The sequence below is a fragment of the Opitutus sp. genome, from assembly GCA_024998815.1.
Lineage (GTDB): Bacteria > Verrucomicrobiota > Verrucomicrobiia > Opitutales > Opitutaceae > Rariglobus.
In genome coordinates this window covers 923,162-934,395 of sequence record JACEUQ010000001.1, presented here as the reverse complement: position 1 = coordinate 934,395, position 11,234 = coordinate 923,162, and the positions used below count along the sequence as shown (strand labels likewise).

General features: G+C 59.7%; 10 protein-coding genes. 6 read left to right on the top strand and 4 right to left on the bottom strand.

The annotated features are described in order from the left end of the window. The first annotated feature begins 494 nt into the window (after window positions 1–494). From H2170_04035 to H2170_04020, 4 genes are all read left to right on the top strand, one after another. Window positions 495–854 (top strand): hypothetical protein, encoded by a 360-nt coding sequence (locus tag H2170_04035; protein ID MCS6299256.1) that lies wholly within the window; start codon window positions 495–497, stop codon window positions 852–854. Beyond that, on the top strand, window positions 851–2,317 hold the full coding sequence (locus tag H2170_04030) for an IS21 family transposase (protein ID MCS6299255.1): 1,467 nt from the start codon (window positions 851–853) through the stop codon (window positions 2,315–2,317). Before H2170_04035 ends, H2170_04030 begins: the two co-directional genes overlap by 4 nt. Continuing rightward, the gene (locus tag H2170_04025; GenBank protein ID MCS6299254.1) at window positions 2,314–3,081 is read left to right on the top strand and encodes an ATP-binding protein; all 768 of its coding nucleotides are present in this window, start codon (window positions 2,314–2,316) and stop codon (window positions 3,079–3,081) included. The genes H2170_04030 and H2170_04025 overlap by 4 nt, the downstream gene beginning before the upstream one ends. A gap of 1,018 nt (window positions 3,082–4,099) precedes the next feature. Further along, window positions 4,100–5,062 carry an IS1595 family transposase gene (locus H2170_04020; protein MCS6299253.1) on the top strand — a complete coding sequence of 321 codons (963 nt, stop codon included), beginning with the start codon at window positions 4,100–4,102 and terminating at the stop codon, window positions 5,060–5,062. Between the two features lie 13 nt (window positions 5,063–5,075). Here H2170_04020 and H2170_04015 read toward each other — a convergent pair whose 3' ends face one another. Continuing rightward, window positions 5,076–6,365, bottom strand: a complete 1,290-nt coding sequence (locus tag H2170_04015; protein ID MCS6299252.1) for a hypothetical protein — start codon at window positions 6,363–6,365, stop codon at window positions 5,076–5,078. Window positions 6,366–6,781: 416 nt separating this feature from the next. On the opposite strand from H2170_04015, the gene H2170_04010 reads away from it, so the two are divergent. After that, on the top strand, window positions 6,782–7,561 hold the full coding sequence (locus tag H2170_04010; GenBank protein ID MCS6299251.1) for an MBL fold metallo-hydrolase: 780 nt from the start codon (window positions 6,782–6,784) through the stop codon (window positions 7,559–7,561). Window positions 7,562–7,778: 217 nt separating this feature from the next. Further along, on the top strand, window positions 7,779–8,465 hold the full coding sequence (locus H2170_04005) for a hypothetical protein (protein MCS6299250.1): 687 nt from the start codon (window positions 7,779–7,781) through the stop codon (window positions 8,463–8,465). A 6-nt stretch (window positions 8,466–8,471) separates the two neighbouring features. On the opposite strand, the gene ribF is transcribed toward H2170_04005, so the two are convergent. The 3 genes from ribF to H2170_03990 all read right to left on the bottom strand — a co-directional run bounded on the left by ribF (window position 8,472) and on the right by H2170_03990 (window position 11,233). Continuing rightward, a complete protein-coding gene (gene ribF, locus H2170_04000) occupies window positions 8,472–9,359 on the bottom strand; it encodes a riboflavin biosynthesis protein RibF (protein ID MCS6299249.1) in 888 nt (295 codons plus the stop codon). 132 nt (window positions 9,360–9,491) lie between these two features. Next, on the bottom strand, window positions 9,492–10,220 hold the full coding sequence (gene truB / locus H2170_03995; protein MCS6299248.1) for a tRNA pseudouridine(55) synthase TruB: 729 nt from the start codon (window positions 10,218–10,220) through the stop codon (window positions 9,492–9,494). Further along, the gene (locus H2170_03990) at window positions 10,220–11,233 is read right to left on the bottom strand and encodes a bifunctional oligoribonuclease/PAP phosphatase NrnA (GenBank protein MCS6299247.1); all 1,014 of its coding nucleotides are present in this window, start codon (window positions 11,231–11,233) and stop codon (window positions 10,220–10,222) included. The genes truB and H2170_03990 overlap by 1 nt, the downstream gene beginning before the upstream one ends. Window position 11,234 lies beyond the last annotated feature (1 nt).

The following is an 11,234-nucleotide window of genomic DNA, read 5'->3' as shown; positions in this document are numbered from 1 at the left end:
AACCGGTTCACGCAAGTGTTTGCACTGTGTCGATTTCTTTCTGCCCGACGCGCATAACCGCGAGCGTCAGCGCTACTGCGGGAAGCCGGGATGCCGACGGGCGAGCCGGGCGGCCAGTCAGGCCAAATGGTTGGCGAAGCCGGAGAACCTCGACCACTGGAAAGGCCCAGAAAATGTCCAACGGGTGCAGGAGTGGCGGAAGGCCAATCCGGGGTACTCAAGGCGGAGGGGGCCGCGACGGCGGGTGGCGTTACAAGACATCCCAACTACGCAATCCGTTGTGCACCAGCCTAAAGCCGAGCCGGTCGCCGAGGTGGCGTTACCGAATCCCTGCGTGCCGTTACAAGACAGATGGGAGTCGCAAAACCCTGTGCTCGTGGGGCTTATCGCGCAGTTCGCCGGAGTGACGTTACAAGAGGACCTCGAACCCATGCTGCGACACCTGCAATCCCGGGGGCGGGTGATCCTGGGCATCGACGTCCAGCCGCCCGATTATGCAAAAACAACCGATCGATCGCGAACAACTCCGGCGCACGCCGGCCCAGTTTAGCTGGCTGGACCACCGGCTGGTGCGGGGCAATTACCTGGGGCGGGCCAGTGCCCCCGCCTGGGGCCTCTATCTGGTCCTGGTCACCGTGGGCGACGCCGACGGGCTGAGTTACTACGCCACGCGCACCCTGGCCCGGCTGCTCACGCTCAGCGAGGACGGCCTGGTCGAGGCGCGCCGGCAGTTAATCGAGGCCGGGGTGATCGCCTACGCCGCGCCACTTTACCAGGTGCTCTCCTTGGACCGGGGCAGGCCAACGCACACGCTGGCGGCAACGCCGCCGCCGAGCCGGGAGGTGGGCGCGTGATCGATTACGAACTGTATTGCCGGATAAAACAGGCGGAGGCGGCCGGTCACAGTGCGCCGCAAATCGCCCGCTCGCTCCAGTTGCACGTGCAGACGGTGAGGCGCTGGCAGGCGCAGGAAAAGTACGTGCGCAGCCAGGCCGCGCAGGTGCCTAGGCCAAGCAAGCTCGACGTGCACAAGCCGGCGATCGCGCGCTGGCTGGAGGCCCATCCGTTCACCGCCATGCAGCTCTGGCAAAAGGTGCGCGAGCGGGGGTACACGGGCGGGTATTCAATTTTGAAAGACTACGTGCGGCGGGTGCGGCCGAGGAACCTGGAGGCGTTTCTTACCCTCAAGTTTGCCCCCGGCCAGACCGCGCAGGTGGACTGGGGCAGTTTTGGCGCGGTGGAGGTGGACGGCACCCGGCGGGCTTTAAGTTTTTTCGTCATGGTTTTGGGGTACAGCCGGTTCCTGCATGTGGAATTTACCCTCGGGCAGGGCCAGGAGTGGTGGCTGGGCTGTCACCGGCGCGCCTTTGAAAAACTCGGCGGGGTGCCGCGCGAGGTGATGGTGGACAACTGCAAGACGGCCGTCCTCTCGCATGTGCCCGGGACCGACCCGGTGTACAACGCCCAGTACCTGGACTTTGCCCGGCACTACGGGTTTACGATAAAAGCGTGCGGGCCGGGGCATCCGCAGTCCAAGGGCATGGTGGAAAACGCGGTGGGTTACGTGAAAAAAAGCTTCCTTGGCGGGCGGCAGATGAACGGGTTTACCGAGCTGGGGCCGGCCGCCAGCTTGTGGCTGGAAACGGTGGCCAACGTGCGCGTTCACGCTGAAACCCAGGGCCGGCCGGTGGACCGGCTGCCCGAGGAGCGCGCTGCGCTCCTGCCGCTTAACCCGGTGGCCAGTCCGGCGGTGCGCACCTTAAGCGTGCGGGCGTCGCGGCGGTGCCGGGTGAGTATCGAAACGAACCGCTACTCGGTGCCCACGAAGTTTGCCGGGGCGCTACTCACCGCGCAGATCGAGGGGGCGCAGGTGAGGTTTTATGCGGACCGCACCCTGGTGGCCGAGCATGCCCGCAGTTTTGCCCGCCGCGCCGATGTGGAAAACCCCGAGCATGTGCGCGAACTCGAGGAGCGCAAACGGCAGGGGGCGCGGCAGCGCCTGCGGCTACGGTTTTTGGAACTGAGCCCGGCGGCACCCGCCTACCAACGGGGGCTGGAGGAGCGCCGGCTCAACGCGGGACACCACCTGGCGACTATCGTGGGTTTGGTGGCCCTGTATGGAACGGAGGCAGTCGGCCGGGCGATCGAAAGCGCCCATGAACTCGGCGCCTACTCCAGCGATTACATCCTCAACTTGCTCGAACAACGCGCGCGGGCCTTGCCGCAAGCCGGGCCGATCCACCTCACCCGCGCCGACGCGTTGGCCGCACTGGAACTCGAACTGCGTCCCCCGGATTTAAGCCCCTATACCCAATGAAAACAGAACCCGAAAAAACCGATTTATTAAAAGATCAACTCAAGTACCTGAAACTCGGTTACCTGCTGCGCCACCACGGCGAACTCACGGCCGAGGCGGCCAAGGCGCGCTGTTCGCACGCCGAATTTTTACGCCGACTGGTGCAGGCCGAGACCCAGGACCGCCAGATCCGGGCGCTGGAGCGGCGCATCCAGGCAGCGCGCTTCCCGGTCAAGAAAACCGTCGACCAGTTCCAGTGGGACTGGCCCAAGGAGTTGAACGAAGCGCAGGTGCGGCACCTCTTCGAACTGGGCTTTGTCAAGGAGCGCACCAACGCGGTGTTTTGCGGTGGTGTGGGGCTTGGGAAGACACATCTCGCGAGCGCGTTGGGCTACGCGGCGTGCCAGGCGGGCTACACGGTGCTGTTTACGACGGCGGTGGACGCGATCAACGCCCTGGTCACCGCCCAGTCCCTGCACCGGTTGCAAGCCGAGTTGAAGCGTTACATGACCCCTGCGGTGCTCGTGCTCGATGAGGTCGGCTACCTGCCGCTCGACAAGTCGGGGGCCGACCTGCTCTTCCAGATCGTCAGCCAACGCTACGAACGCGGCTCGCTGATCGTCACCACCAACAAGGCCTACAAACACTGGGCAGGGATCTTTAACAACGACGCTGGCATCACCGCGGCGATCCTGGACCGCCTACTGCACCGGGCCCAGACCGTCGTCATCGAGGGCAAATCCTACCGCATGAAAGACCGCCTGGCCGACGAACCTGCAAGCTGACCGGGCCTGATGATCGGCCCCTGGCGGGGCCGGTCATCGGCTTTTACGACAGGTGATTTTGTAACCGCCAGAAATAGACGGTGTTCGCGCCGCCGCTCACACCAAAGTCGCCGAATCGCTCAGCGTGCAAGCTGACTCACTGCGTCAAAGTGTTGGGGAGCTCACGAAAGTGGTAGGCGGGCGGGCGGTCGTCGTTTAGCTCCGAACTCCGGAGCCGACTATCGCGATCGGTTCCTTGTCTGGAAAAATAAAGGATCACGCAGATTACGTCCACGGTGGCGCAAATGGATACGATTTGAGCAGCGCGCCGCCTCCAGTGCCGAGGAGTCGGCGGTGACGGCGGCTGATCTTCATCGCCAATCGATGGCCCTTTCGGGAGTTGCGGATCAATTGGTGCTCGCGGTGGGCGGTGGTGCGTGTCGGCAGACCGGGCAAACTGCCGCCCGGGGGGAGGGCGTGGCGGCTCAGGCCGTTGCTCCGGCGGCCAGATTTCCTCTGTAGTATCACTCTGAATGCCGAGTGCTTGGGCACCCTTAATCAGAACGCCTGATATTAATTTGGGGTTAAAAGCAATGCCTGTAAGGCATTCCTAAAAGTACCATAACCGACACAGCAGCAATCCCATGGGCGGGACGCCCATGCTACGTCCGGACGGGGCCGAGTGCCTTGGGCGTCCCGCCCTTTCATCGGCTCGTAACGTGGCATGGGCGTCTCGCCCATGGTCTTGATTTAGAGGTGATTAAATCTATCTTGGCCATGCCTTACAGGCATTGGGGTTAAAAGGGGCCCAATCAGAAAAGCGGGTTGCGCCTGATTACAGGCCGGCAGTCCGAGGGGCTCACCTCCGTTTGGGTTGGTTCGGGCTGGGACGAAATGGAGGTCATCCCTCCGATGAAAAAGCCCGACCGACGTTCGGGCTTGGATTAAACCACTGCCTAAAGGTTTCGGGTGGGTGGTATTAATTGTTAGTGGGTATCCGCTTGACTCATGTAGGCACAACCAATTGTGGTCACAGTGAATGGACGAGTACCCGCATGATTTACAGGAGTTTGATGCGTGGTTTGGAACTGAAGAGGCGTGCCGGGCCTATCTTGTAAAGCTGAGGTGGCCGAAAGGCTTCGTGTGTCCGTATTGCGGCGGCACTAAGGCATGGAAGATTAGGGTAATACTCTGGCAATGTTGTGCTTGTAAAAGGCAGGTATCTGTTACCGTCGGTACCGTATTTCAAGACACACGCACGCCGTTGCGGGTGTGGTTTCAAGCGATGTGGTGGCTGACGACCCAGAAAAATGGGGCCAGTGCACTTGGCTTACAGCGAGTTTTGGGGCTGAGGAAGTATCAGACTGCGTGGACTTGGTTGCACAAGCTGAGGAGTGCGATGGTGCGACCGGGCAGAGACTTACTGAACGGAAGAGTTGAGGTTGATGAAACTTATCTCGGCGGATTAGAGGAGGGCCATCCAGGCAGAGGAACGCAAAATAAGGCATTGATTGTGGTTGCTGTCGAAAAAGTTGGGAAGCGCAGCGGACGTATCAGATTAAGCGTCATCAAGAGCGCATCCGCCGAAAATTTACTGGGGTTCATTCAGGCGAACATCGCCCCAGGAAGCACGGTGCACACCGATGGATGGAAGGGGTACTCGGGTTTGAGTAAACTTGGCTACACTCACGAAGTAAGCGTGATACGCACCAGTAAGGCACACGACCTTTTGCCCCGTGCACACCGAGTTATCTCACTTTTAAAGCGTTGGCTTCTAGGGACTCACCAAGGATCCGTTGGGTACAAGCACCTCGACTACTATCTCGACGAATTCACATTCCGTTTTAACCGCCGCACTTCGAAAAGCCGAGGAATGCTCTTTTATCGCTTAGTTCAGCAATCAACTATGGTAGAGCCATTAACCTACCGCATGATTGTCGATCAGACCACCCCCCAGATATCGAACCGCACAAACCACAACCCCTTGGGGCTACATGAGTGAAGCGGATACCCACTTAATTGTTTTTCAGGTTGGTGATGATGTTTTCGGCAAGTTTGATCAATGGGGCGCCTTCTTCCAGGGTAAGAACCCCATCGGCAATCAAATCCATAACTTGCTGGATGAAGGCTTGGGTCATGTTAATCGCCACTTTTTCATTCTTGGGGAGTTTGCTTAGCGCGTGTTCCAGTTTTGTTATTAAGGCTGTCTCCTGGCCGGAGTTTAATGACTCGTTGTTCACCAAATTATGCACGGATTTCTCAAGCGAAAGAAACGCTGCCTCGGTGGTTATCGCGTTTATTATTACGCTGTCCGTGCTGCTGGTGACATGGCCGTCACTGACGATTAATTCCACCTTATAAGCGCCAATTAGATCTGCTTGGAATTGTGGCGTGGGCGAGGTGGGGCTGGATAGGGTTGCGGAACTTCCTAGCGGCTTGCTGGCGAGGTTCCATGCATAGGTAATCGTTTCTCCATCAAAATCAAAGGAACCGGAGCCATCGAGTTGGACCCAGTCGTTTTTGATCACGCCCTGGTCCGGGCCGGCGTTGGCAACGGGGCGGGTGGTGAAGGCCCAAATTTTGAGTTCATCGATGACCCCATCGACGTTGGGTTCCCATGGGTGGTTCACCCAGGTCGTTGGGTAGGGGCGGCAGCCCACCAGCAAGTCCATCGGGGTGCTCCACACCATAGTCCCACCATTGCCCCAAATTGCCTGTTCATAGGGGGCGGGCGTACTGTTGTTAAAGAGTAAATCCAGTTTGGGCGTGAACGCCGGCAATGCCCCATCCCATTTCAAGGTGATTTTGATGGGTGTGGACACCGTCCACTTGGGGTCGCTGCCTGGATAAAAATAACAAATCGAACCGTCCACGCCGGGTTTATCCGCCAGCCAAGTGCCCCCTCGATTTTGCCAATCATTGTAGGCAAATGACATGCAGACATCGTTTGAGGTGTAGCCCTTTGCGGTGTAATACATGAGGTCGACCACATGCCCCACGGCCGGGCTGTTCCAGAAGGGGGTATACCAAAACTCCAGCTCGCCTTTCGGGGCTAATTGTAAGTCCTTAAAAACAACGTAATTGTTCGGGGTATTAAGGTCCCCCGTTCGGACTGCTGAGCGGAAGCCGTTGCCGTCATGGCCGGCTTGATAATAAATAGCGCCTATAATTTCACCATTGGGGCCCACTTCGCTGTGGGTAACCTCATAGGGAGATCCGAGTTTATTCCAAAGTTGAATGTATTTAACTGTTTCTGGGGGTGGGGCCGCATTGGATAAGGCGACTAACCCGAGTTGGGCCAGCATGGCTAGCCCGATAGACCGACCGTAGTGAGTCATTTTCATATAACGCCCTTCTGGAGTAGTGAGGTGGTTTCTGGACGGCGTGCCGAACTGCGTGCGGCACCGCTTAGGCTAATGATATAAGCGATGAAATCAACAGGGCGGGCGGTTTTTAAGGCGAATATACGTTTTATATAAACGGGTAACCTCGACGTGGCGGAAGAGCGGAGCGCTATCGTTTGGAATTCAAAACGATTTCCTCGTTCGAAGCCGGGTAACGCCGTGGGCCGCGCATCATCCCGCGTGTGAAAACGCGGGAGCCGATGGACGCGAGGGTGACGAGGCACAACAACACGTTGAGAGAATTGTCCCTTACCCCCGCTGCGGAAGTTTTTCTTCCGCTTGCTCCGCCTGCGCTCGGTGTATTCGTTTAAACCACCATGGACGTGATCTTTCTCGGCACCGGCACTTCGCAAGGCGTTCCCATGATCGCCTGTGACTGCGCCGTTTGCACGTCCACGGATCCACGCAACCAGCGCACGCGTTGCTCCATCCATTTGATCATGGACGGGTTGCGTATCCAGGTGGACGCAGCCCCCGAGTTTCGGCTCCAGTGCCTGCGTGAGAAAATCGAGTGGATCGATTTTTTCGTGCTCACCCACGGTCATGCCGACCATATCGCCGGCATGGACGACCTGCGCCGTTACTGTGACCTGCTCGGCAATGCCGCGATGCCGGTGTATTCGACCGAGGAGGGCATGACGCGCATTCGCGCCATGTACCCCTACGCGATCGCCGATAAGCCTATTTCCAAGGGCTACGTCGCCTTTAAACTGCAGTCCATGCCCGCGCGCATCGAGTTGCCTCAGGGGACCATCGAATCCACCCTGCTGCCGCACGGCGGCGTCAACACCCTTGGGCTGGTTTTCACCGAGCGGAGCAGCGGGGTTAAGTTTTCTTATTATACCGACTGTAAGCTGGTTACCAGCGAGGCTGTGGCCTTGGCCAAGGGCTCGGCCGTGGTGGTGTTGGACGGCCTGCGCCCCGATCCGCACCCCACGCATATGAGCATCGCGGAGGCGCTGCAGGCCGCCGAGGCAATCGGCTCGCCGCGGACCTATTTGACGCATTTGACCCACCTCACCGGCCATGTCGAATGGGCCGAGAAGTTGCCCTTGGGCGTGGAGTTTGCCTACGACGGCCTGCGGCTTTCGCTGTAAGTGTCGAGCCAACCACCACGGAGAACCGCCTTGTGGGGTTTCCTGCATGGCCACCTTCGGGCCCGCCGAGAATGAGGTGAACGAGGTCTGCTGAGTCGCCAAGTTCGGGATACACCCCATGGCCCGGACGCGCCGGTGATGGCATTATTATGGCACCCGCAATTTGCCCTATGCGGACGCCCCGATTGATCAACTTAATGCCCCCGTTATATACCCCATGAACACAATTATGTCCCTGACTGATAGTCATCTGCAGACCTACAATCGCATCTTCCAGCATCCGACTTTGTATAACATCGAGTGGCGCGAGGTGATCGCCATGCTCCGCGACCTCTGCCACGTCGAAGAAAAGCCGAACGGGAGCCTGCGTTGCACCCGGCGCGGCCAGACGCTGGTTCTGCGCGAGCCTTTGACCAAAGAGGTCAGCGATATCAATGAACTCAACGCCCTGCGCGATTTTCTGCTTAGCACCGAGGAGCTTCCGCCCGAAACCGGCGAACCCACGGCGCATTGGGTCCTCGTGATCGACCACCATCAGGCCCGGATTTTTAATTCAGATCAGCACGGCACCCAAGCACTCCTGGTTAAGCCCCCAGAGCCGACCGATCACTTTCGGCACACGGTTGATTCCGTCGACTTTTCGCATGGCAAAGAGCCCCACGGGCAGAACACTTTTTTCGCCTCGGTCGCCCAGGCATTAACGGAGGCCCCCAATATCCTGATTTTGGGAAACGGCACCGGTACGAGCAGTTGCATGCTGCAATTTGTCGGTTGGGTGAAATCCCACCATCCCGATCTGGCGGGCCGCATTATCGGCACCCTCGGGGTCAATGAGCATCATATGAGCGATGACCAACTGCTCAGCGTGGCCCGTAAATCGTTCACGGCCCACCACGTGCGGTGAGTGCTTTTACGCCGGCCGCAGATTGGGGTGGTGGGCAAACCAGCTCAAGGCAGCGGCGCGGTCAGCGGCGATTTGCGTGCGCAGGGCCTCCACTCCGTCGAAGCGCTGTTCCGGGCGCAGGAAGCTGAGCCATTCGATGAGTAACGCGTCGCCAGCGTCAAAGGGGCAGGGGGCTAGCAGGTGAATTTCCAGACGGGGAATACTTGAGTTTTCCACCGTGGGGCGCAGGCCGTAGTTGGCCACGGCGGGCAGCGGGACTGCGGTTTTGGGGCCTGACACGCGCACGGTGTAAACGCCAAAGCGGGGGCGCTGGTCGGGTTCCCACACCACGTTGAGGGTGGGAAACCCCAGTTTGCGCCCGAGTTGCTTGCCGGGGGCGACTACGCCCTCGGCAAAGTAGCTGTAGCCCAGCAGCGCATTGGCTTCTTCCATTTTTCCCTCCGCCAGGTAGGTGCGGATACGGGTGCTGCTGATCGGCTCCTCGTTTTGCTTAATCCGCTCGGCGCTCACCACGTTGATGCCCAAGTGCCGGGCCGAGTTTACGAGCAGGTGTATATCACCCAGTCGGCCTTTGCCGAAGCGCCAGTTTTCGCCCACATAGATAGTCGCTAGGTTGGGTAACAACCGTTTGAGCCGCGGCAGGAACTCTTCTGCCTCGATGCTGGCGAACGGACGGTCAAATAATTGGGTGATGACCGCGTCCACCCCGAGTCGGGTTAACTGCCGGTTTTTTAGGGCCGGAGTCATGATCAACTGCACGGGCGAATCCGGGCGGAATAGGCGGCTTGGGTGCGGCCAGAACGTGAGGACGGCGGCAACCCCGCCGCTGCGCTGGGCTGAATGCACTGCCGACTCAATGACCGCATGGTGCCCCAAATGGACGCCGTCGAACATGCCGATTGCTAGGTGCAGCGGGCCGGAGGGGAGCTCGGGGGCGGCCTCTTCGATGGAGTTGTAGCAGCGGGTAGCCACGGCGCAGCAAGGGGTTAAAATGGCCGGGGCGGAAAGCTCCGGCGATCTCAGTTGTTAACCGAATGCCACGCTGGGCGCGGCCTCGTAAGCGGGAATGAGCACCTGGTCGATTTCGGCAGGCGTCATTTTTTGCAACTGCTCGAGTGTTACGGCCTTCGAAATGTTGAGGGATCCCGAGGAAATGCGGCGCAACGCCTTCAAGTGGGCGCCGCAACCCAGGCGTTGGCCGAGGTCGTGCGCGAGCGTTCGCACGTAGGTGCCCTTGGTGCAAAGGACGCGGAAATCGAGCTCGGGGGATTCCCAGCGGGTGAGCTCGTAGTTCATCACCCGAATGAAGCGCGGTTCGCGTTCCACTTCCTCGCCTGCGCGGGCACTTTTATAAAGGGGCTTTCCGGCGATCTTGATGGCCGAAAACATCGGCGGGATCTGGTATTGGTCGCCAAGAAATCCGGCGAGTGCCTTGCGCACGTCGGCTTCGGTGAGGACGGGCACGGGGGCAGAACTCAGCACTTCACCCTCGGCATCTTGGGTGTTGGTCACTTTGCCCAGTTCGATGGTGCCGGTGTATTCCTTTTCCACGCTCATGAGGTACTGCGAGAGCTTAGTGGCTTTACCCACCAACATCACCAGCAGGCCGGTCGCCATCGGATCGAGTGTGCCGGCATGACCGATACGCTTCATTTTGAGGATGCCGCGGAGTCGGGCGACCACGTCGTGGGAGGTGTGTGCGCCGGGCTTGTCGATCAGGAGCACTCCATCGAATTCTTTGGTAGGTGCGAGCATCAGCTTGTTGGTTTCTTAAGTCTATCCACGGCAGCGATCTGGTCGCCGAGTGCGGCGACTAGGCGGGAGCGAAACAAATCCACCGCAACGTGGGTTTGGTTAAGACCGGCCGCACAGGCATGGCCACCGCCGTTAAAATGCGCGGCGATCAGATCCATGCGATATACGGGGTCTTTGGCGCGCAGGCTGGCTTTGATGGAGCCGGCCTGTTCCTCGATGAGCACGCCGATATCCACGCCTTCGATGGAGCGTGCATAATCAACCAGGCCCTCGGCGTCTTCCTGACTGGTTCCGGTGGCAGCGTAGATGCCGTCGGGCAGACTGCCTATGCATACGCGCCCGTCGCACTCGTAGCGCAGGGAGGCGAGAAAACGTTGCAGCAGTTCAAGTTTACCCGGGGTCTCGCGCTCATAGAGCTCGGCGGCGGCGGCCGCAGGTTGGGCGCCGCGGGCCATCAACTCGCCGACGATCATGAAGGTGCGCCGCGAGGTCGAATTGAAGCGAAACTGGCCGGTGTCGGTGGCGATGCCCGTGTAAAGTGCTTGGGCGGCCTGGGCGTCAACCGGGAGGTGGTGGTCGATAAAAAGGCCGGCGAGGATTTCGGCCGTAGCGGCTGAGCCCACATCGATAAAGTTATGCGTCGCGAACCCGTCGTTGGAGAGGTGGTGATCGATGTTCGCAAACGGGGCGGGGAAGCGCGTCTTAAACTTCACGCCGGCCCGGCTTTGGTCGGCGCAATCGACGTAAATGGCGGTGAGTTCGCCGGTCGGCAGGCCGTCGAAACGCACCAGAGGCGTATCGCCCACGGCAAACTGAATGCGGCGGGGCGTGGGGTCGGGATTGGCGCAGATGGCGTCGATGCCCAAAGCGCGCAGCACACGGGTGAGCGCCACCTGAGAGCCGATACAGTCGCCGTCGGGCCGGGCATGTGCGATGACCACTACTCGTTTATCTTCCAGCGAGCGCAGGAAGGCCGCGAACCGGTCGTAGAACTCAGGATAGATCAACTCCACG